We start from the raw sequence: 21,728 nt of genomic DNA, 5'->3' as shown, positions 1-21,728 counted from the left end.
ACTTTAAATTTAATTATTAATCAGCCCAAGTAATTTCGCTTGTTTTATCAATATAAATTATCGCATCAAAAGCTCTTCCTAATACTTTAGTTTCTGTCTCGCTGCTTCTTGTTCGTGCTCCTGCTCCACTCATTGACGTTAGTTCTGAATTGATATAGTAAGCCAGTTTTTCATTGGTCCTTGTTGCTCTAAAATTTAGAAATGTATTTGGTTTACCGTAGTTTTTTAAACATTCTGTAAATGTATTCTCAACTACTTTATCAACTGTAAAGGTTTTAAAACGCCAATTACCTGTTTTATTAGCATCATTAGGGTATGCTATAAAATTTCCTGTTCCAAAATCTGTAGCAATATTAAAGTAGTACTCACCATAAAGCTTTCTTAATTGATGACCTGTTACATCCACTATACCATTATCTACCCAATCGCCTACGTGCGCATTATGAGCCCAATACATTGCTTTTTTGTTGTGTTCATAAAAATTCATAATCCAAAGGATATTTTCTCCCATATAAATATCCCGAAAATCTGCTTTTCGCTGCCCATTATTTTGATTTATGGTAGTTACAAACTGCCCTAAAATTTCAACTAAATGATAAGCTATATTAAATTCTTCTTCGGAAGTTTTACTTTTAAACACTTCAGAATTCTCAATGAAATATTTTTTCAATTTCGCATAAGCAATGAAGTGATCCGTTTTTTCATTTTCATCAAAATTATTCCATAACTCATACTTTTCAAACCCTTCGATTTTATAACTGGACTCGACTGATTTTAAATAGTCCTTGATTCGGTCGATTTCAGAACGCACATATTGCATTTCACAACCATATATATAAATTTTATCTTCATTTTTATGGTTAAAATCTCTTAACCAATTCATTAAGATTTCAAACTCTTTTGTTTTATAGCGCCAAGTTGAATTGATGTTTTTCAAAACAAACTTTAAATCATCTCTTTTTCCTTGTATATAATCGTTGAGATAAAGCCCTTCACCAAAACCTGTTTCTATAATTAGAGTCTTAAAGTCGTGCTTTTCGTTAAGGTATTGCATTAACTCTTTGGCAAGTAAGGTAAATTCAGCTGTACCATGAGTATCTTCACCATAGCCAACAATTCTTATATCATTGAGTGCATCATCTAAAAAGGAAAATGATTTGGCTTGAATGGTATCAAATGCTGTAGTATAATTTTCTAATTCTGTATGGCATTGCGCAACACTTAACTTTGTTACCAATACGAATAGCATTAAAAGCAAATATTGTTTCATAGTTTTTTTGTCTTAAATTCTATTAAATAAGGCTTTAAAGGTCTATTGTCTCTTGTTCTAAAATTATTAGTAATAAATATTTGATACGTTTTGTTAGGCTCTAATTCAACGGGAATTGTCCAAGATTTGTTGTCTTCACCCCATTTTCTACCATTTAAAGTTCCTTTTGGAAATGCATCGCGTCCTAATTCACCCAAATCTACACTTGTACGATAACCGTCCAAGGCTTCAGAAAAAAATATGGTAATCTCCTTGAGGTTAGGTGATACATTGTCACTCTTATTCTCAAATTGTTCAACACCTGTAACTGTTGGACGGTTGCTTTCAAAATTTTGTTCTAGCTCTTCTAAAGACGTTGAGAAATAATTAGATTTTTTGATAAACTCCTCAATTTCTGATTCGTTTTCGTAATCCAATTCAATCATAGTTTTGATAGCTACTTTTTTATCTTCTGCCTGGTTATAATAATTTTCACAAATTTGATAGCCAACATAGTAACCTAGATCTCGCATATCAAACTCATTAGTATCATTACTATTTAACCATTTGCCAAAATTTGCGACGTAAAACATTTCGTTTTCAAAGACTTCTCTAATTCGTTTTGCATTATTTTTTCCGAATTCAATTTGTGGATTAGGTGACAACTGATGTAATGTTTTTGCAGACACAAATTCGGCAACGCCTTCGTAAATAACTGAAGATAATAAATTATAAACCCTAGGCTTTTGTTGTGTATGCACAAACTCGTGGATATTTAAAAACACTAGGTTTTCATTGGGATTTGTAGAAAAATAAGTTTTTAAATGTGCTAGATTTTCAGGAAATTCACTTGTTACAGTATTAGCATCTGCCATGGCTAATTCAGAACCAATAAGTACCAAACTATCCATAGTTGTACCAGGTGTACGAAAAGCTCCAATAGAGAAATAGATTTTTGCTGGTTTTAGTTCTGGATAGATTAATTTGAGTTTCCTAATGCCATCTTGTAATTGCGAGCTGACATTATTTGCTTGTAATGTATTTTCTCTTATTGAATTCCAAAATTCAGGATAATTATTAATCGCATTGATATATTCTGCTGCTGTATAACTTCTAGCATTAATCATCCCTTCTAAACCAGCTGTTCCTTTATCTAAATACAAACTATCTAGGTATTTGTACTGCAACACAGAATCTTGGGTTGTGATGATTTTGTCATAAGCATTCCAAAAGTTAGTAATGTCTGTTGTGATAACATTACCGTTTTTCTGATTTGTCTTTTCAGAATTTTTGCAAGCTGATAACATCATTAAACTTACTGCTAGAAGAATAATTAATTGTCTCATAAATTATCTTTAAATCATTAAACTTTATTCAAAATAGTTATTAGGCCTTATTTAGGGATCGTTAATTTATAATGTAAATCTTATCCATTTCCTTAGAAATTTCCATAGCTTCCTCTATAACTTCTTTCGGGTAATCATTTATCTCAAGAATTTTAATAGCATTTCTATTTTTTAGTTTACCTTCTTTTAACTTGTAATCAAATCCAACCGTATTTTCATTAACAGTTTCGCTAAAATGATATAAATCATATTGATTTAAAAGCATATCTGTCAATTCAATATCGTGCGTTGACACCAATACCTTATTACCGTTTCTTGCCAAAGCTGACAGTACAGACTTACCTGCTGCAATACGCTCTACAGTATTCGTTCCCTTAAAAATTTCGTCTAATAAAAATAAGTTGTTTCCATCTTGACTTATGCTCAATAGCTCTTTAATGGTCAAAACTTCCTCAAAATAATAGCTCTTATCATTAAGCAAATCATCACTAATTCTAATTGCCGAAAATATTTTAAGCAATGGAAATGTCATTGCTTTTGCAAAACAGGTATTAATCGTTAATCCTGTAATAATATTAAGTCCTAATGCTCTTATAAACGTTGTTTTACCAGACATATTAGAGCCTGTTAACAATACAGATTTTTCAGATAGGTGAACATCATTAGTTACACAATTAAAAACCAAAGGATGACTCATTTCTTTTGCTATTATTTGGTTTTCTGTATTAATATTTGGTAAACAATAAACATTCAATCCTTCTCTTAACGAAGCTATAGAAATCAACATATCTATATGACCTACAAATTGAAAGACATTATCTATGTGATTTCTTTTAGTGTTTAATCTTTTGAGAACACCAAATAACAAAAGTGGTTCTAACAAAAACATGGTTTTAATAATCTCAAACACAAACCATAGAATGATTTCCAATTCACCTTGAAGTTTGGCTTCTAATTGAAAAAATCGCATCCTACTTTTAACCTCATTGATAATTGCCATAGACTTTGGTAAATCTGTACTTAGCTTTTTAAACTGGTCATAAACATACAAATGAGAGGCTACACTATTGAGTTTTAAAAGTTCTGGAATAGAACCAACATACTCCACAATATTCTTTTTATTCCAATAATGAAGTATAAAATTAACGCAAAACACAGCCAATAATACCATGAAAAATATGGGATTAAAAAAGGCTAATATCAAAGATATCAAACTTGTAAATGACAATAATTTTATAACGAAAAACCATTTTGGAGGATGTAGATGTTCCTCTTGAAAAAGTGTACTTATGTAATAAGCTTCTTTCCGGTTTAATTTATCAAGCCTTTTTTGAACTGATAATCTAAAATCAGAATCCTCAGTAATTTTTTTAATCAGCGCTTCGTTTAAACTAGTTTTATTTTCATTTACTACTATTGTACGAAGTTGATTATAAAGATATTGCTGACCAACTTTGGAATGCGTGCGATCTAGTAAAATGAATAAGTCCTCAAAGTCTAAATCATTACAGGTTTTATCAGATAAAACTTGAAAAGCCTCTGAATGGTCCTTATTCCTGAAATATTTTTGAATGTAATCAAAGTCAAAAGCATCATCCTTTAGCTTTCCGAATGATGCTTTCAACTTATTAGTTGTTTCTTTTTTACTATTAAATTTTAGTTTTGAAAACGAAAATTTAATTTGATATAAAATATCCTTTACCATAAAATATAAGTGCAGTCTATCTATTAAATGTTACAAGACATTTTCTAAATTTAGAATTGAATTTCAGCATTTTACTAATTTAAGATAGATTTTTATTCTAAATCCTTTTATTTTTAAGTAATAACAAAAATCAAAAAAGCTAGAATTGAATAAAATACTATTAGAAACAATTCTAGCTTATGTTTTAATATAAATTTCAATTATTTGAGAATAAATTTTTTAACCACAGTTCCTCTATCAAATTTGATTCTTAGGATATAAATACCACTTGCAAAATTGCTTGTAGGTATAGTACTTTCTTTTCCTCTAACTATTTCCATTCCTGAAATTGAATACATTGTATAATCTTGAAGTTGTAGACTTTGGTTTGAAATAATTCTCACAGCATTTGTAGCGGTAATAACTTTAACAGTAGTTGCTAAGTCAAATTCATCTACACTCAGAGCGTCTTCGGTTACTGGATTAAAGCCTGTCCATAAAGCACCAGGATCGGTAACATAAGCTCCCATTGTACCTGTTGGAATGTGTAAGTGAATATTATTTCTATTAAAGGCAAATGTATCATTAGTCCCTGTAGTAATTGTTGGTGGTGTTGTAGCAAGAGAGGTTACACTAGCTAATGGATTATTACCAAAGGCTAACAGACCTATAAAAGTAACATTACTAGGAATGGTAATATCAGATAAATTATTATCTACAAAAGCTCCAATACCAATATCAGTTAGGTTAGCTCCTAATGTTAGATTTGATATAGAATTAGTTGCAAATGCAGTAGTCCCAATAAGTGTAACACTATCTGGAATAGTTACACTTGTTAAGTTATTTAATTCGAATGCTGAAATTCCAATTTCAGTAACACTATTAGGAATAGTAACACTCGTTAATCCAATATTTTGAAATGATGAATCATCAATTTTAACGACATCAAATACGTTTGAACCTGCTGTAACAGATGGTGGTATAACCACATTAGTACCATTAGCTGGGTCGTAATTTGAAACTTCAACTGTGGTTGGTGAAGTGGCCTCAAAAACCATTTTAAATCCTGTCCATAATGCTCCAGAATCTGTAACATATTCGTCTGTAGTATTATTGGTTACAACCAAATTAATATTACTTCGATCATGACTAAAAGAATCAACAGCACCTGGGTCAGTAATTATTGTTGGAGGTGTAACTGCTAATGAGGTAACAGTAGATAATGGGTTATTTCTAAAAGCACCAAATTCTATTGTTGTTACACTAGTACCAATCATTACATCCGTAATTAAATTATCATCAAAAGCACGACCTTCAATAGTTGTAACACTATTTGGTATAATAATAGTATTAGAAATTTGATTTTGAAAGAATGCATTGAATCCGATTCCCGTAACATTATTACCAATAGTTACGCTTGTTAAACCCTTATTAGTAAATGCCTGAAGACCAATACTAGTAACACTATATGTGGTTACGGTATGAGTAACAGTATCTGGTATATCAACTGTACTACCACCAGTAATGTCATAATCTATAGTTCTAACATTATTAGGAGCTAAAGACATAACTTCATAAGTTATAAAATCAACAATAAAGGTATCACCTACCGAAGGTGTTGTAGCCTCAGTCACAGAGTTAAAACCAGTCCAACCGCCTGCTGCATAAGCAGCTGAAGTTCCCGCTGGAATCGTTAAGTCAATAACGCTACGATTCCAAAATGAATCATTAATACCAGGCACATATATAGTTGGTGGATTTATCGCTTGCGATGTCACTGTTGCTAAAGGATTGTCTCTAAAAGCAGCAAAATCAATATCAGTAACACTACTTGGAATCGTAACATGAGTTAGATTATTACCTCTAAAAGTACCATTGCCGATAGTTAATAAACTATTAGATAATGTAAGACTTGTAATTTGATTGTTATTAAACACACTATTACCAATACTTGTTACACTATTAGGAATTACGACACTTTGTAATTGATTACTTGAAAAGGTACCCCATTCTATAGTAGTTAAGCTATTTGAAAGTGTCACACTAGTTAATTGGTTACCTGAAAAAGCAAACTGACCAATACTAGTAACACTATTTGGAATAACAACATCTACTATTTGATTACCTTGAAAAGCATTATCACCAATACTTACCAAACCCATTTCAAGAGTAATGCTGGTTAAATCATTGTTCACAAAAGCTGAATTTCCAATACTTACCACACTACTTGGTATCGTAACATTTGATAAATTTTGAGCACTAAAAGCATTATTTCCAATGGATGTAATGCTATTAGGAATAATAACACTTGTTAATCGTAAGGCTGTTGGCCCATTAAATTCAAAAGCTAAATCACTAATACTAGTAACACTATAAGTTAAACTGCTATTTGTAACTGTAGCAGGTATATCTGCATCAGTACCAGCATTGTTATTGTCATAATTAGTAACGCTTACTGTATTTGGTGAAATAGAAGTCACTTCATAGGTTATAAAATTGTCGACAAACGTATCACCAACAGTTTGAGAAAGCCCTATTGTAGATATACACAGAGTCATAAAAATAAGTACTTGTTTTTTACTCATGTAACATCTATTACTTAAGTGTTCGTGAAAATGTGTAAAGTTTTTCATAATATTAAAGATTTAAGGTTATGGTAAATTTGATTTATAGTTTTAGTAATCTGATTTAATTAAATCACCAGAAAGTGAGTAATAAAAGCTAAAGGTAGTTCCTCCGTTTTCTGGCTGAAGATTAATCACATATTGTGCTTTTGAGATATCTCCATTATCAGGGAAGTTTAAACCAGCGATACTTAAAGTTGGATTTTCAAGGTTATTTTCCTCTTTTAATTTTTGTAGGCATTGTTCAACCAATCCACCTAATTTTGAAAGACTTATAGCTTCACCTAGCTGAAACATATAATCTGATGCTTTAGTTCCTGCAGGAACTTCTATTGTGATATCTGAATTTTGTTGCCAAGTATCTTGGGTAAGATTCCATTGCCCCATTTTTAAAGATTCTGGATTTTCTGTAACAGTAACACCCACGATATTACCAATAGATTTGTTATAGGTAACAGTAAGGTCTGTGTAATAAGCATCCTTACCAAATTGATCTTTTAGCGCTTTTTCAATATTCTGGAAACCTTCTGCTGTTGCAGGTTGATTATTGGTTGAGCTACTGCAAGATGTTATTTGCAAAACGAGCAATAACACGACGACCACTATACTTAGAGTCTTTAATTTTGGGGCTTTGTGTTTCATTCTATTTTTAGATTTAATAGAATAAATGTATGTCCCTATTATGAAGAAAGAAATACCGAAACTATTTCTAACACTTATTAATCAATAAGCGTCATGCTTTAAAGAATATTCGTAAAACTGAGAATTTAACTTACCTAAAAGTTCTCGGTACAATTTTTTCGTGTCTCAAAATCACTCGAACTGACGTTATAAACTCAACTAAATATTCAATAAGATCGATTATTTCAATTAGAATCTCGATTTAGAAAAGCTGTGACAAACTGTTCTTTTTTACGGGAAGAGACAGGAATCTTTTTTCCATTTTTTAAATGGATAACACCCGACTTATCATATTTATCTATGAACTTTAAACTGACCATAAAGGATTGATGCGGTCTTATAAAATTGGCCTTAGTAAGCCGTTCTTCAAATTCTTTCAACGTTTTTGAAACCAAGTGCTTTTTACCATCATTGCAATAAAACGTGGTATAACCTTTATCTGATTCACAATACATAAGTTCACTTAAGTCAACAACCTGAAAACTATCTTGTAGCGAAAGTATTAATTTATCTTCCTGATTATTCCATACTTGTTTAGCAACGTTGATTTGCTCTTTTTGTTCTGTTACCGATAGTTGTTTAACCTTATCTAAGGCTATCTTTAATTCTTCAACATCAACGGGTTTAAGTAGATAATCCACAGCTCCCATTTTCAGAGCTTTTAAAGCAAATTCTTCGTAAGCCGTAATAAAAATTACTTTGAAATTAAGGTGCTTTGTTTGTTCTAAAAACTCAAAGGCGTTACCATCGGTTAAATTAATGTCCAAAAAAATAAGCTCTGGTTTACAAGCATTTGCAACGACAACCGCATCTCTGACAGATTCGCATTCACCAACTACTTTTACATCTGTATCTATAAGTTTTAAAAGGTTGAGCAAACCTTTTCTTATATAGGCTTTATCTTCTACTATAATTGATTGCATTAGGCTACTTCTTTTTTATAAGGAATTACTAAAGTAACTAAAGTACCTTCTTCGTTATATAGCTTTCTATCTTCAATCTTTACCGATCCCACAATATTGAAATCTTTTGATAGCATCTTTAATCGTTCAGAAGTTATAGTGGTTGCTAAGGACTTTTTATCTTTTCGTTTATGTCCGTTTTGTGCATCAATGCCAATACCGTTATCCTTAATAGTACAAATCAATTCGTTATTTATACATTTAAGTTGAATATCAATTTTTCTATTCTCCTTTTTATCCTCAAAAGCATGCTCAATGGCATTTTCTATAAAGGGCTGAATAAGCATTGGTGGTATTTTATACAATGTTTCATCAATAGTTTTATCTACTAAAATTGTATAATCATAAGATTCACTCTCTTCTAGGTTTTGAAGTTCTAAATAACTATTCACGGCTTCCAATTCTTGGTTGAGAGGGACTAATTTGTCCCTTGAGTTTTCCAAAGTTAATCGCAATAATTTTGAAAATTTGGACAAATAAAACACTGATTTTTTATCTTCTTTATTTAGAATCATCCCTTGCAAAACAGAAAGCGAATTAAAGATAAAATGTGGTGTCATCTGCGAACGCAACAACTTCTGTTCGATGGCAATATTTTGAGTTTTGGCTTTTTGGTGCCTTAACTTTAAAGAGAAAATGATTCCTCCCAAGATTATTATTGTAATTAAAAAGCCAATAACACCTAAAAACAGATTACGCTTAGATTTTTGTAAATCTTGAGATGTACTTATAACAGTTTTGGTAAGTTTTAATTCTCTAATACTTGCAGAATCTAATGCTTGTTTGTATTTGTATTCGTACTCTAATTGGGCAATTTTTTCTGTACTTTCTTTATTAAAAAGACTATCATTAAGGACTTTAAATTTTTGGTGATTTTCTAGTGCTTTTTCATAATCCCCTCTATTTTCATATACTTCCGTAAGTAATTGATAGGCATTACTTTGATAGTCTAAAAGTTCAAGTCTATTTGAAATTTCCAAGCTTTTTAAAATATTCGGAAAGGCTTCGTCGTACTTCTTTTGATCCACATAGCAATCTGCCAATCCTAAATATGAAAAGCTTAATCCTTCTTGGTTATCTATGGTTATGTTAATTTTTTTTGCTTCCTCAAAATATCTTAAAGCTCCTGTGTAGTTTTTAAGAGATGTATGACAATCACCTAGATTATTTAAACATTCTGATATTTGGGATTTACTTTCAGTTTTTCTGTTTAATTCTAAAGATTCATTTAAAAATTTTACAGCTATATTAAACTCTTCTTTTATCATATAAATAGCTGCAATATTATTTTTCACTCCTGCAATTCCTGAATTATTTTTTCTGCTTTGGTGAATTGCCAATGATTTATTTAGTAATTCTAGAGCTTTATCATATTTTTTTTGGTTTTTATATATGAGACTCATATTGTTTAAAGAATTGGAAATACCTAATGAATCTTGTATCTTCTCTGCTAATGATAGCGCTTCACTGTTATATTCTAATGCTAGTGGATAATTGCCCTGTTTATTGTAAATAGATGCAATATTTTTTAGACATGCAGAAATACCTAGTGTATAATCTGCCTCTTTATATTGTTTTAATGCCTTTTTGTAATAAGCTATAGCTTCTGGATATTTGCCTATTTTCATATTTATATTTCCAATATTGGTCAAATAGTTAGGTATATTTCTTTTTATACCAACATCTTCGTCTGCCTTGAGTGCTTTTTCAAAATATATCAAGGCATCAGAATAATCACTTTGTCGAAAATAAATCACACCTATCCCATTGTAACAAGCTGCTATATTCTTTTTAAATCCATTATCTGTAAATAATTGTGCTGCATTTTTAAAATACTCTATTGATAAATCAAAATTAGATTGCGTCAACTCTAAAACACCACGCATATATAAGGCATTACCTTTGCCTTTTATAAAACCTAATTCTTCGGAAAGAGCTTCTGCTTTATCAGTATATTCCTTGGCCTTTTTTATATCCTTTCGATAATATAAAAAGGATAACTCATCAAATGCATTTACTCTTATGGTATCTTTTTGCTTGTGAGTTATTAAGATATTTTCTAGGCTATCGATTTTTGCATTTTGAGATAAACCAATAAATGGTAACAATGAAAAACAGAGAAGAATAACAACTAATTTCCTTTTCATGAAGGTAGCAACTTGATGTTTATGCTAATTGATTGATTAATAATACGCATAAATAATCAAATTAATGTTATTACATAAAACTTTACTGCAAGAATAAATATTCGTTTTGTTTTAAGCTATATTCGTGTAGCATCAATCCATATTTGTATTTTAAATTCCGAATATGATGGATTCTTTTATAAAATTGAAAAGGAAAGCTAATTTATTTAACAACCTCACCGTAAAGGTCAAAGTCTTCAGCTTCTATGACTTTTATTGTGGTGAATTCTCCTGTTTTTAAATAATATTTTGAAGCATCAATCAACACTTCATTATCAACGTCTGGCGAATCAAATTCTGTACGACCCACAAAGTAATTACCTTCTTTTCTGTCAATTACGACTTTAAACTCCTGCCCTATTTTAGCTTGATTAAGTTCCCAAGAAATCTGAGATTGAATTTCCATAATCTCGTTAGCACGCTCAAGTTTTACCTCTTCTGGCACATCATCTTCAAGGTTGTAGGCATGTGTGTTTTCTTCGTGTGAATAAGTAAAACAACCTAAACGTTCAAAACGCATGTGTTTTACCCATTGTTTCAAGGTTTGAAAATCTTCTTCTGTTTCCCCAGGATAACCAACAATCAAGGTAGTTCTAATAGTCATTTCTGGAACTTTAACTCTAAAGTCTTCCAAAAGTTTTGTTGTTTTTGCCTGTGTGGTACCACGACGCATACTTTTTAAAATAGCATCGGATATATGTTGCAAAGGAATGTCTAAATAATTACAAATCTTAGGCTCTCGTTTCATAATATCTAACACATCCATTGGGAAACCTGTTGGAAATGCATAATGCAAACGAATCCATTCTATACCTTCAACTTTTACTAGGTTTTCAAGTAATTCTGCAAGGTTTCGCTTTTTATATAAATCGAGACCATAATAGGTTAAATCTTGAGCAATAAGAATCAACTCCTTAACACCAGATGCCGCTAATTTTTCAGCTTCAACAACCAAATCTTCAATAGGTGTACTTTTATGCTTACCTCGCATTAACGGAATGGCACAAAAACTACAAGGTCTGTCACAACCTTCCGCAATTTTTAAATAGGCATAGTTTTTTGGTGTCGTCGTTAGACGCTCGCCTATCAATTCATGTTTATAATCTGCTCCTAATGCCTTAAGCAATCCTGGTAATTCCGTAGTACCAAAATACTGATCTACGTTTGGAATTTCCTTTTCTAAATCTGGCTTATAACGCTCACTCAAACATCCTGTTACGAACACTTTATCTACTTCACCAGCCTCTTTTTTCTGCATGAATTCCAGAATTGTATTCACGCTTTCTTCCTTTGCATTATTAATAAAACCACAGGTGTTTATAACTACAACATTGCCTTCTTGCTCATGTACAACGTCCTTACCACTAGCTTTAAGTTGCCCCATCAACACTTCACTATCGTACACATTTTTGCTACAACCAAGAGTTACAACATTAATTCTATTCTTCTTTAGCGTTTTAGTTCTCATGCTTTTTTGTAAAAATCAGTTTGCAAAGATACAACGTAAATTAAACCTTTTAGTATATTTATGTGTCTTATATAAAAACTTAACCATGAAATCTTTACCACTAGCCCTAACACTACTTAGTTTTTGGATTCTATTCTCATGTTCAGACGATAGTGATGCTCCTAGTAATCCGGATCCTCAAAATGAAGACATTTACTTTCCTCCCAATGATTCTGACACATGGGAAACTAAGTCTATTTCTGAATTAAACTGGAACAGCGATCAATTGCAACCTTTACTGAATTTTTTAGAAGAAAAGAACACCAAGGGTTTTATAATACTCCATGATGGTAAAATTGTTGTTGAAGAATATATGAATGGCCACAGTAGCAGTTCTATTTGGTATTGGGCTAGTGCAGGTAAAACGCTTTCTGCAACTGTTACAGGTATTGCCGAACAGGAAGGTTACCTTAACATAAACAATAAAGTTTCTGATTACTTAGGAACTGGCTGGACAAGCGCACCATTAGAAAAAGAAAATTTAATTACCTGTAAACACTTATTATCTATGACCAGTGGCCTTGATGATGAAGCAGGTGATGATGTTTCTCCTTCAAATCTAAATTATGTGGCAGATGCAGGAACACGTTGGGCTTATCATAATGTTTATGTAAAAATACAAGATGTCGTCTCTGAAGCTACAAATGAAACTTGGAACAGTTATTTCAACACCAAATTAAAAGAACCTTTAGGGATGAATGGCAATTGGATAAACCTAGATAATTTGAATGTTTATTGGAGTAACACTAGGAGTATGGCAAGATTTGGTTTAATGATCTATGCCAATGGGATGTGGGAAAATCAAGAAATCATAAATGAAGCTTACCTTAATGAAGGTACAAATACTTCTCAAGATATCAATTTAGCTTACGGTTATCTTTGGTGGCTTAATGGAAAATCGTCTTATCACTTGCCACAAAGTCAATTTTCTTTTCCTGGCGAATTGATTCCGAATGCACCAGACGATATGTTTTCTGGATTGGGTAAAAACGACCAGAAAGTTTATGTAGTACCAAGTAAAAAACTAGTTGTGATACGTATGGGAGAATCTGCTGAAGGTGAAAATTTTGCACTTTCTAGTTTTGACAATGATTTATGGGAGAAAATTGATGCTTTAATTAATTAGTTATAATTCTTTGGTGCTAATCTAGCTTTAGAAGCTTGTTCGTAATTATAAGCCCATTCTAACAATTGTTTTTCTTGTAAAGGTCTCGCTATAAATGTAAGCCCTTTCGGTTCACCCCCTTTTGTATAACCCATAGGCACGGTTAGTGCTGGAAACTCGGCAACAGCAGCAAACGCAGCATGGTAGTTATTAATAGAGAGGAAACCATCTAAATTATAAGCGTTCATTGGTTTATTAAAATAAGCCATACCGTTAGTTTTTAAGGTGTCTTTTATGGCTTCTAAATAATTACTATCACCTTTATCATTGGCTATTCCATGAAACAAACTTTGTCCATAAGGCATTCTATTTACAGAATCCTGTTTATTGAATGCAATAACATCATCTACGGATTTCATTTTTAGATTACTATTCGCTGCTCTAGAAAAATACTCTGGTAAATCTTTCTTCATATCGATATTAAGTAATCTTAAAAAATTAGGTAAACCGAGTTTTTCCTCCTCTATTTCAACTATAGTTGCCCCTTGATTTTTTAAAACATTCAGAGCCTTGGTATATAATGTATCCTCCAATAAACGCTTAGGTGCACCAAAACGTTTTCCTTGAAGTCCCTTCTCCTTTGAAAAGTTAAAATAAGATGCTTTACTTGTATTTAAAGACTTTGAATCTGAGGAATCATAACCGTGTATAGCGTCTAAAACGATAGCATTATCCAAAACTGTTCTTGTGATTGGACCTGCTGTATCTAAGGTTGAAGAAATTGGCACTATACCACTTCGACTAACCAAACCAATTGTTGGTTTTAAACCCACAACAGAATTCTGACTTGCTGGAGATAAAATTGAACCAGCAGTTTCACTACCAATGGTAGCTGCAGCAAAATTAGCTGAAGTTGCGACTCCACTTCCAGAACTAGAGCCACCTGTATCAAAAGTTCCTCTTCCGTAAGGATTTAAAGTTTGTCCACCAATTGCAGAATATCCACTAGGACAATCATTACAAAAAAAGTAAGCCCACTCACTCAGGTTAGCTTTACCTAAAATTAAAGCCCCTTTTGATTTTAATTGATTGACAATAAAAGCATCGTTTGTAATATTATTTTTTAATGCGACAGCTCCTGCTGTTGTTACCATATCCGAAGCATTGATATTATCTTTTAAGAGGATTGGCATCCCAAAAATAGGATGCGGAGCTTGAATAAAATTAGTTTTGTCTGCTATCTTAGCTTGTTCAATAACTTTTGAATTAATAGAAATCACAGCATTTAAAGACAGTTTGTTTTCTCTATCAAATTTTCTAATACGATAGAGATAAAACTTAACTAATTCTTCATAACTAAACTTTCCTGCAGATTTATTCTCTTGAAGTTCTGTGATTGATTTTTCTAAAATAAAAGGCTTTAATCTATTGTAGTCGTTCTCAGTAAAGTCTTCCATTTGAGGGTTAATAGTTTCCCAAATTTCTGCTTTAGTTAAGTTTTTAGAATCTAAAATCTTAAAATCTGTAAAATCTTTAGTAGAAATTGCATCTAATCCAGAATCTACAGTTTTCATACTTTCAACCGTTTCTGATTTTGAAATCGGTTCGCGTGCTTCTCTTGATTTTGAATCCTTACATGAAAGAACTACTAAAAAAATTAAAAGAAAGAAGGTATGGCGCATGTTTAGTATTTTTTATAAAAATACGAAAAGCTACTATTCGGTTTTACTAAAAAAACTTTTATAATCAGGATTACTCAAAATGAGTTCATCTTTTATCTTTTTTGCGCTGCAATTATCACCAACTTTTTGATATAAGTATATTAAAACAAATGCTGGACTAGGGTTTTGCATTTTATATTGAAACTTATCACTTTTCAATTGCCTTTGAAGCAAACTTATGTTCTCTTCAAAAGAATTAAGGGTTTCAATAAAGTGAGTAATTTTATTTAAATTATTATCTAAATATTTCTTCAATGATTTTCTAAAAAAACTATCATTCCAGAGAGAAATCGAACTCCTTTCATCAAAAAAAGTACTATTTTCAAAAACATGTAGCTTATCGTTGTAATAAACCAAATCATTGTTTTTTGTAATGGATGGGACAAACTTACAATTAGTACCTACAAATAGATTTCCTCGCGTTCCTCTATATGAAAACCGAACGATACTTTTTATACCATTTGAATTATAATCACTCTGCCAAATGTATTTTTTAGCAGAATTACTTAAACCTAATTGATTTAGTTTTGGCGTGAGTAATTCATTGAGGATGCTTTCTATTTTTTCAGCACTAGGAACATTAAGATTAGATAAATGCTCTATATTAAAAAGTGAATAAAAATTCATTATAAGATTCCTGTATACACAGGAATTTGTTATTTAAAAAAGGAATCCACAAATTCATATTTATTGAATACCTGTAGGTCTTCTATACCTTCACCAACTCCTATATATTTTACAGGAATTTGGAATTGATCACTGATTCCTATAACCACTCCTCCTTTTGCTGTACCATCTAATTTGGTTACTGCCAAAGAGGTTACTTCAGTTGCGGCTGTAAATTGTTTAGCTTGCTCAAAAGCGTTTTGCCCTGTAGAACCATCTAAAACTAAAAGTACATCATGTGGTGCTTCACCAACTACTTTTTGCATCACACGCTTTACTTTTGAAAGCTCATTCATTAAGTTTACTTTGTTATGTAAACGACCAGCTGTATCAATAATAATAACATCAGCATCTTGGTTAACACCAGATTGTAAGGCATCAAAAGCCACAGAAGCCGGATCACTTCCCATTTCTTGTCGTATCATAGGCACCTCAACTCTATCTGCCCAAACTTGTAATTGATCTATCGCCGCAGCTCTAAAAGTATCGGCTGCACCAAGAACAACTTTTAATCCTTTTTTCTTGAATTGATAGGCTAGTTTACCAATTGTTGTTGTCTTACCAACACCATTGACACCAACAACCATAAGTACATAAGGCGTCTTTTTACCATCATCCTGCTTAGGTAATTCTGGAATGGTGTATTCAGTTTCTTCACCAGAATTTGTTTCCGATAATAATCCTGCTATTTCCTCTCTTAAAATTTGGTTTAATTCAGACGTTCCTAAGTATTTATCCTTAGCCACACGTTCTTCAATACGCTCAATAACTTTAAGGGTTGTATTAACACCTACATCACTAGTTACTAGTACTTCTTCAAGATTATCTAAAACATCATCATCTACTTTAGATTTTCCTGCAACTGCTTTATTTAATTTGGTAAAAAAAGATGTTTTGGACTTCTCAAGTCCTTTATCTAATGTTTCTTTTTTTTCAGAAGAAAATATTTTTTTAAAAAAACTCATCCTATTGTATTTGGTTAGCTAATAGCAACAACCTTGCCTATTCTAACTAGCTGTAAAGTTGTCATACGTCATCAAATATAGATATAAAAAAACTGCTTTCAAATGAAAGCAGTTTTATAAATCTATAATAAATACGAAGTATTATTTTTTGTCTAAAAAGTCATTGACAAATTCTGGTGCCATTACTGATTCTACGAACATGTAAGCTCCAGTTTTTGGTGATTTCACCATTTTAATAGCTTTTGTCAAACGCTTTGATCCTGTCTGTAAAGATGCTACTGATTTCTTTGCCATGATTCCTCTTATTTAATTTCTTTATGAACTGTCATACGCTTAAGGATAGGATTAAATTTCTTAATCTCCATACGGTCTGGCGTATTCTTTTTGTTTTTTGTTGTAATATATCTAGAAGTTCCTGGCATACCAGAAGCTTTGTGCTCTGTGCACTCTAAGATAACTTGTATTCTATTTCCTTTCTTTGCCATTTTATCTTGACTTTAAGCGTATGCTTTTATTTATAAAATCCTTTTTCTCTAGCTTCTTTTAATGCAGCAGAAATACCAATTTTATTGATAGTCTTTAATGCAGATGTAGAAACTTTTAATGTTACCCACTTATCTTCTTCAGGAATGTAGAAACGCTTTTTAATCAAATTTGCATTAAACTTGCGTTTCGTTTTATTCATCGAGTGAGAAACGTTGTTTCCAACCATCGCTTTTTTCCCAGTAAGTTCACAAACTCTTGACATTGTTTTCTTTCTTTAGGTATGTTATTTTAAAACAGGGTGCAAATTTAATAAAACTTTACATTTCAACAAACATAAAACTCTACTTTTTTAAAATTTCTTTTTGAAGCATTTCAAAGGCTTTGTTTGTAGCCCTCATAATTACCTTTTCTCTATGGTTTCCAAAGTTAAAAACCTCTGAATAAATATGGTCTTTAGTGGCTATTGCAATCCAAACAGTTCCTACTTCAGCATCAGAATCTCCTTTTGAAGGACCAGCATTTCCTGTAGTACTAATTCCATAATCACTTTTAAACAATACTCTAACCTGCTTAGCCATAGCTTCAGCAACTTCCTTACTCACAACCGAATGGTCTTCAATGGCTACTTCTGGAACATTTAAAATATCAACCTTAGATTCTGTAGCATAGCTTACTACACTTCCTTTAAAATATTTTGAAGCTCCAGCATTTGCTGTAATGGCCTGTGCTATGGTTCCACCAGTACAACTTTCTGCTACAGCCAACGTTTTTTCCATAGCTGTTAATTGCATACCTATTACAGCTTCTATGGATTTATCTTCTTCAAATCCAACAAAGACATCTTCTATTTGAGGCAATAACAACTGAACCTGATGTTCTACTTCAGACTCAATAATATTTTTATCCATTCCTTTGGCAGACAAACGCAGTCTCACTCGTCCTAAATTTGGTAAATAGGCCAATTTAATATAAGCTGGCAAAGCATCTTCCCAAGCTTCAATACGGTCTGCGAGAGCACTTTCACCTAATCCGTAGGTTAATATTGTTTTGTGCTTAATGTATGGAAAGTGAAACTTTTCCCTAAGTTGCGGAATGACTTGGTCTTTTATCAATGCCTTCATTTCGAATGGTACACCTGGTAATGATACAAACACTTTACCATTCTTTTCTAACCACATTCCTGGAGCCGTTCCGTAGTGATTCATAAGAACTTTAGCTTTAGAAGGCACTAAAGCCTGATATTTATTCACCGTTAAAAGTGGCGCTTTATATTTGCTGAATATCTGTTCAACATTTGCCAGAACAGCTTTGTCTTCAACTAGAGTATCATTAAAGTATTCGCAAATAGTATGCTTGGTAATATCATCTTTAGTAGGACCCAGACCTCCTGTAACTATAATGATATCTGCATTATCTTCTGCTTCTTTTAAAGCCTTTAGAATATGAGCTTTGTCATCTTGTACAGAAGTAATCTGATAAACTGAAACTCCAATTTTATTGAACTCCTTACCTAGGAAAGCGGAATTTGTATCTACAATCTGACCAATTAGAATTTCATCTCCAATGGTGATTATCTCTGCTTGCATTATAAACCGAAATCAGACTTTATTTCGTTAGTTGCGTTTTCAACAGCGTTTAAAACATCTTGCAACTGCTTTTCTACGTTTTTATCTTGTTGCTCAAACTTACCCCAATCTTGTACTTCTATAAGTTGGTCATACACTCCAAGGTCAAAAAGCTCAATTGTTGGCTTCATCTTATGAGCTGCTTGATAAGTCTCACGATAATCTTTATTAGGCACTGCAACTTTTAATCTTTGAGCATCCTCTGGTACTTCTTCTAAAAAAGCTGCTGCTAAAGCTGCAACGAAATCTTCATCGTTATCAGCCATTTCTCTTACTCTATCTAATTTATAATGTTGTGGCATTTATTTTATTTTTATTGAAAACATTTCTTGGTCTTCAAGATATCCTTTTAGTTCATCGTTTGCAAAAACTTTACCAACTCCTGCTGGTGTGCCCGTAAAGATAACATCTCCAATTTTTAAAGTAAAATATTTTGACACATATTCTATTAATTCATCTATTTTCCACAACATTAACTCCGTATTTCCTTTTTGAACCGCTTCTCCATTGCGTTCTAAACTGAAGTTCATAGTATTAACATCCTTAAATTTAGTTTTTGGCAACCACTTTCCTATCACGGCAGCTCCATCAAAAGATTTAGCCTTTTCCCATGGCAATCCTTTAGATTTTAATTGTGCTTGAAGATCTCTGGCTGTAAAGTCTATACCAAGCCCTATTTCATCATAATACTTGTGAGCAAACTTTCGGTCAATGTATTTTCCTACTTTTTTGATTTTTACCAAAACTTCAACTTCATGATGTACTTCATCTGAAAAGTCTGGAATAAAAAAAGGTTGCTTACTTAATAAAATAGCTGTATCTGGTTTTAAAAACACAACTGGATCTGTTGGTTTTTCGTTTTCTAGTTCTTTGATATGGTCGGTGTAATTACGACCTATGCAGATGAGTTTCATTCATGGTTTGTTTGTCATTCCGTACTTGATACGGAATCTTTTTTTAGTTAATTATCAAGATATAATTAGAAAAAATCTACACTTCGACAAGTTCTATGTGACACTTTATTATTAACTCAATTTATTATTAAACTGTCTTAATTTTATAGCTGTTAATATTTTCTTGGTGTATAACGGAAAGTCTGCATTAAGCAACCAACCAAAATAACCTGGCTCTTGCTCTAAAACATCTACTACTCTTTTGTTTTTATGTTTTCCAAAAGAGAAACATTCTTCACCTTTTTTATTAAAAATGATAAATCCAGCAAAATCAGCGAACTTTTTTCTAGAACTAAATTCTGCCAAAAATTTAGTATCATTTTCTAACTCATCGTATCTAGATAACTGAGCTTTTAACACCTCATAAGTTGCCCTGGTATCTGCTTCTGCACTATGGGCATCATCTAAATTTTTATCACAGTAAAATTTATATGCAGCACTTAGTGTGCGTTGTTCCATTTTATGAAAAATAGTCTGAACATCTACTGCTACACGGTTTTTCATATCAAAATCTACATCTGCACGTAGCATCTCTTCTGCTAGAAGTGGAATATCAAACCGGTTAGAATTAAAGCCACCTAAATCGGAGTCCTTAATCATATTATAGATTTCTTTAGAAAGCTCTTTGAACGTTGGTTTATCAGCCACATCAGCATCAGAAATGCCGTGTATAGCTGTAACTTCTGCTGGTATTGGCATTTCTGGATTTACTAACCAGGTTTTACTTTCTTCCTTTCCGTCTGGATGTACTTTTAGAACAGAAATTTCTACTATTCTATCATTGGATATATTCACACCTGTAGTTTCTAAATCGAAAAAACAAATGGGCTTAGTGAGATTGAGTTGCATTATTTTGATTTTGAAAATCAAAGATACTTAGAAATCCTAAAATGACGTTGTATGTAAAGCAAAAGGATAACTATAAGTAATATTCATTTATATAAGTTAAGGTTTTACAGAAAAATAAGCATGATACAAAACTAATTTCTGTAATTTTAGATAATCTCGTATGAAGCTATTGAAAACCATATTTTTATTTCAGAAAAAAATAATATTTCTCGCATATTTTATTTCAATTATCATTGGTATAATATTCGGACTTAAATTAAATGTTATTGGGATTAGCTTTTTTACAATCCTACCTTTATTACATTATTTTTTCTATGACATAAAAGATAAATCTGAATACTATTATTATTACAATTTAGGTATAAGCAGAAATAGGCTCTGGCTCTCAACTCTTTTTACGGGAACAATTAACTTTTTGATCTTAGTATTAGTATGAGTGAGCTACACATAGACAGCGTCACAAAGTCGTACAGCGGAAAAGTTGTATTAAGTGACGTTTATTTAAATTGTAAACCTGGAGAAGTTAAAGGTTTAATAGGAAGAAATGGTTCAGGTAAATCTACACTTTTAAAGATTATCTTTGGCACCGAGAAATCCGATTTTAAGTTCATAAGAGCAAATAATAAAATTATAAAAAATGTGACAGATAGAAGGTATTTAATCAATTACTTGCCACAAGAAAACTTTCTACCAAATAATACGTCTATTAAAACACTTATAAGTTTATTTCTTGATAAAAAGAGTAGAAAAATTGTATTAGAAAATGAATATGTAAGACCACTATTAAGGAAGAAAAACCAACACCTTTCTGGTGGAGAAAAAAGAATAATTGAAATTCTTTTAATAATACATTCACAAGCAAAATATATTTTATTAGATGAACCTTTTAATGGCTTGAGTCCTATTATGAGAGACTATATTATTGATTACATTAATAAAAATAAAACTTCTAAAGGATTTATAATTACAGATCATGACTACACTAATATCATAAAACTTGCTGATAATTTAGTTTACTTAGATAGAGGTTACCTAAAAACAATTGATAAAAACGAATTGAGTGAGTTAGGTTATATACCTGCTTAACCTAAGTTTACCTCAACAAAAAAGCACAGTTTT

The 21,728-nt window shown here is 31.7% G+C and carries 20 protein-coding genes; 2 read left to right on the top strand and 18 right to left on the bottom strand.

Translation table 11 applies throughout. From position 1 onward, the window contains the following. Window positions 1-16 precede the first annotated feature (16 nt). The 8 genes from AC2H4K_RS13260 to rimO all read right to left on the bottom strand — a co-directional run bounded on the left by AC2H4K_RS13260 (window position 17) and on the right by rimO (window position 12,200). A complete protein-coding gene (locus AC2H4K_RS13260) occupies window positions 17-1,270 on the bottom strand; it encodes an erythromycin esterase family protein (protein WP_281140074.1) in 1,254 nt (417 codons plus the stop codon). Beyond that, a complete protein-coding gene (locus AC2H4K_RS13255; protein ID WP_281140075.1) occupies window positions 1,267-2,595 on the bottom strand; it encodes a gliding motility protein GldB-related protein in 1,329 nt (442 codons plus the stop codon). The genes AC2H4K_RS13260 and AC2H4K_RS13255 overlap by 4 nt, the downstream gene beginning before the upstream one ends. Window positions 2,596-2,656: 61 nt before the next feature. Then, a complete protein-coding gene (locus tag AC2H4K_RS13250; RefSeq protein ID WP_281140076.1) occupies window positions 2,657-4,219 on the bottom strand; it encodes a MutS-related protein in 1,563 nt (520 codons plus the stop codon). 281 nt (window positions 4,220-4,500) lie between these two features. Then, window positions 4,501-6,864 (bottom strand): leucine-rich repeat domain-containing protein, encoded by a 2,364-nt coding sequence (locus tag AC2H4K_RS13245; protein ID WP_281140077.1) that lies wholly within the window; start codon window positions 6,862-6,864, stop codon window positions 4,501-4,503. A gap of 90 nt (window positions 6,865-6,954) precedes the next feature. Then, on the bottom strand, window positions 6,955-7,545 hold the full coding sequence (locus AC2H4K_RS13240; RefSeq protein ID WP_281140078.1) for a hypothetical protein: 591 nt from the start codon (window positions 7,543-7,545) through the stop codon (window positions 6,955-6,957). 224 nt (window positions 7,546-7,769) lie between these two features. Further along, window positions 7,770-8,507 (bottom strand): LytR/AlgR family response regulator transcription factor, encoded by a 738-nt coding sequence (locus AC2H4K_RS13235; protein ID WP_281140079.1) that lies wholly within the window; start codon window positions 8,505-8,507, stop codon window positions 7,770-7,772. After that, window positions 8,507-10,693, bottom strand: a complete 2,187-nt coding sequence (locus tag AC2H4K_RS13230) for a tetratricopeptide repeat protein (RefSeq protein ID WP_281140080.1) — start codon at window positions 10,691-10,693, stop codon at window positions 8,507-8,509. The genes AC2H4K_RS13235 and AC2H4K_RS13230 overlap by 1 nt, the downstream gene beginning before the upstream one ends. Before the next feature lie 202 nt (window positions 10,694-10,895). Continuing rightward, a complete protein-coding gene (gene rimO, locus AC2H4K_RS13225; RefSeq protein ID WP_281140081.1) occupies window positions 10,896-12,200 on the bottom strand; it encodes a 30S ribosomal protein S12 methylthiotransferase RimO in 1,305 nt (434 codons plus the stop codon). Window positions 12,201-12,285: 85 nt separating this feature from the next. Between rimO and AC2H4K_RS13220 the strand changes: the two genes are divergently transcribed. After that, complete coding sequence (locus tag AC2H4K_RS13220) at window positions 12,286-13,365, top strand: serine hydrolase domain-containing protein (RefSeq protein ID WP_281140082.1); 1,080 nt, start codon at window positions 12,286-12,288, stop codon at window positions 13,363-13,365. Here AC2H4K_RS13220 and AC2H4K_RS13215 read toward each other — a convergent pair. The 10 genes from AC2H4K_RS13215 to AC2H4K_RS13170 form a co-directional block, all read right to left on the bottom strand. Beyond that, on the bottom strand, window positions 13,362-15,026 hold the full coding sequence (locus AC2H4K_RS13215) for an amidase family protein (RefSeq protein ID WP_281140083.1): 1,665 nt from the start codon (window positions 15,024-15,026) through the stop codon (window positions 13,362-13,364). The two genes, AC2H4K_RS13220 and AC2H4K_RS13215, sit on opposite strands and share 4 nt — an antisense overlap. A gap of 33 nt (window positions 15,027-15,059) precedes the next feature. Next, window positions 15,060-15,692 carry a hypothetical protein gene (locus tag AC2H4K_RS13210; RefSeq protein WP_281140084.1) on the bottom strand — a complete coding sequence of 211 codons (633 nt, stop codon included), beginning with the start codon at window positions 15,690-15,692 and terminating at the stop codon, window positions 15,060-15,062. Window positions 15,693-15,721: 29 nt separating this feature from the next. Further along, window positions 15,722-16,696, bottom strand: a complete 975-nt coding sequence (gene ftsY / locus AC2H4K_RS13205; RefSeq protein WP_281140085.1) for a signal recognition particle-docking protein FtsY — start codon at window positions 16,694-16,696, stop codon at window positions 15,722-15,724. 141 nt (window positions 16,697-16,837) lie between these two features. Next, window positions 16,838-16,990 (bottom strand): DUF4295 domain-containing protein, encoded by a 153-nt coding sequence (locus AC2H4K_RS13200; RefSeq protein ID WP_076616978.1) that lies wholly within the window; start codon window positions 16,988-16,990, stop codon window positions 16,838-16,840. Window positions 16,991-16,998: 8 nt separating this feature from the next. Continuing rightward, window positions 16,999-17,181: a 50S ribosomal protein L33 gene (gene rpmG / locus AC2H4K_RS13195; protein ID WP_076616981.1), complete on the bottom strand. Its 183-nt coding sequence runs from the start codon at window positions 17,179-17,181 to the stop codon at window positions 16,999-17,001. 26 nt (window positions 17,182-17,207) lie between these two features. Beyond that, window positions 17,208-17,444, bottom strand: a complete 237-nt coding sequence (rpmB, locus tag AC2H4K_RS13190; protein ID WP_281140086.1) for a 50S ribosomal protein L28 — start codon at window positions 17,442-17,444, stop codon at window positions 17,208-17,210. Window positions 17,445-17,523: 79 nt separating this feature from the next. Beyond that, window positions 17,524-18,768: a competence/damage-inducible protein A gene (locus AC2H4K_RS13185; RefSeq protein WP_281140087.1), complete on the bottom strand. Its 1,245-nt coding sequence runs from the start codon at window positions 18,766-18,768 to the stop codon at window positions 17,524-17,526. Further along, a complete protein-coding gene (locus tag AC2H4K_RS13180; protein ID WP_281140088.1) occupies window positions 18,768-19,109 on the bottom strand; it encodes an Hpt domain-containing protein in 342 nt (113 codons plus the stop codon). Before AC2H4K_RS13180 ends, AC2H4K_RS13185 begins: the two co-directional genes overlap by 1 nt. Beyond that, the gene (locus tag AC2H4K_RS13175) at window positions 19,110-19,721 is read right to left on the bottom strand and encodes a fumarylacetoacetate hydrolase family protein (protein WP_281140089.1); all 612 of its coding nucleotides are present in this window, start codon (window positions 19,719-19,721) and stop codon (window positions 19,110-19,112) included. A 111-nt stretch (window positions 19,722-19,832) separates the two neighbouring features. Continuing rightward, a complete protein-coding gene (locus AC2H4K_RS13170; protein ID WP_281140090.1) occupies window positions 19,833-20,609 on the bottom strand; it encodes a 3'-5' exonuclease in 777 nt (258 codons plus the stop codon). Between the two features lie 432 nt (window positions 20,610-21,041). Here AC2H4K_RS13170 and AC2H4K_RS13165 point away from each other — a divergent pair, with 432 nt between their 5' ends. Further along, entirely contained in the window at window positions 21,042-21,695 is a 654-nt protein-coding gene (locus AC2H4K_RS13165) for an ATP-binding cassette domain-containing protein (RefSeq protein WP_281140091.1), read from the top strand. The last annotated feature ends 33 nt before the right edge of the window (window positions 21,696-21,728 follow it).

This window comes from Winogradskyella sp. 266wxhm, assembly GCF_058964685.1.
This window is presented reverse-complemented; position numbering and strand designations above follow the sequence as displayed.

Bases quoted from the DNA above. Each gene is read 5' to 3' on its own strand.
- rpmG (WP_076616981.1), bottom strand. From the start codon at position 17,181: ATGGCAAAGAAAGGAAATAGAATACAAGTTATCTTAGAGTGCACAGAG.
- AC2H4K_RS13165 (WP_281140091.1), top strand. From the start codon at position 21,042: ATGAGTGAGCTACACATAGACAGCGTCACAAAGTCGTACAGCGGAAAA.
- AC2H4K_RS13255 (WP_281140075.1), bottom strand. From the start codon at position 2,595: ATGAGACAATTAATTATTCTTCTAGCAGTAAGTTTAATGATGTTATCA.
- AC2H4K_RS13235 (WP_281140079.1), bottom strand. From the start codon at position 8,507: ATGCAATCAATTATAGTAGAAGATAAAGCCTATATAAGAAAAGGTTTG.
- ftsY (WP_281140085.1), bottom strand. From the start codon at position 16,696: ATGAGTTTTTTTAAAAAAATATTTTCTTCTGAAAAAAAAGAAACATTA.
- AC2H4K_RS13175 (WP_281140089.1), bottom strand. From the start codon at position 19,721: ATGAAACTCATCTGCATAGGTCGTAATTACACCGACCATATCAAAGAA.
- AC2H4K_RS13230 (WP_281140080.1), bottom strand. From the start codon at position 10,693: ATGAAAAGGAAATTAGTTGTTATTCTTCTCTGTTTTTCATTGTTACCA.
- AC2H4K_RS13245 (WP_281140077.1), bottom strand. From the start codon at position 6,864: ATGAGTAAAAAACAAGTACTTATTTTTATGACTCTGTGTATATCTACA.
- AC2H4K_RS13240 (WP_281140078.1), bottom strand. From the start codon at position 7,545: ATGAAACACAAAGCCCCAAAATTAAAGACTCTAAGTATAGTGGTCGTC.
- AC2H4K_RS13260 (WP_281140074.1), bottom strand. From the start codon at position 1,270: ATGAAACAATATTTGCTTTTAATGCTATTCGTATTGGTAACAAAGTTA.
- AC2H4K_RS13220 (WP_281140082.1), top strand. From the start codon at position 12,286: ATGAAATCTTTACCACTAGCCCTAACACTACTTAGTTTTTGGATTCTA.
- AC2H4K_RS13170 (WP_281140090.1), bottom strand. From the start codon at position 20,609: ATGCAACTCAATCTCACTAAGCCCATTTGTTTTTTCGATTTAGAAACT.
- AC2H4K_RS13215 (WP_281140083.1), bottom strand. From the start codon at position 15,026: ATGCGCCATACCTTCTTTCTTTTAATTTTTTTAGTAGTTCTTTCATGT.
- AC2H4K_RS13200 (WP_076616978.1), bottom strand. From the start codon at position 16,990: ATGGCAAAGAAATCAGTAGCATCTTTACAGACAGGATCAAAGCGTTTG.
- rpmB (WP_281140086.1), bottom strand. From the start codon at position 17,444: ATGTCAAGAGTTTGTGAACTTACTGGGAAAAAAGCGATGGTTGGAAAC.
- rimO (WP_281140081.1), bottom strand. From the start codon at position 12,200: ATGAGAACTAAAACGCTAAAGAAGAATAGAATTAATGTTGTAACTCTT.
- AC2H4K_RS13210 (WP_281140084.1), bottom strand. From the start codon at position 15,692: ATGAATTTTTATTCACTTTTTAATATAGAGCATTTATCTAATCTTAAT.
- AC2H4K_RS13185 (WP_281140087.1), bottom strand. From the start codon at position 18,768: ATGCAAGCAGAGATAATCACCATTGGAGATGAAATTCTAATTGGTCAG.
- AC2H4K_RS13180 (WP_281140088.1), bottom strand. From the start codon at position 19,109: ATGCCACAACATTATAAATTAGATAGAGTAAGAGAAATGGCTGATAAC.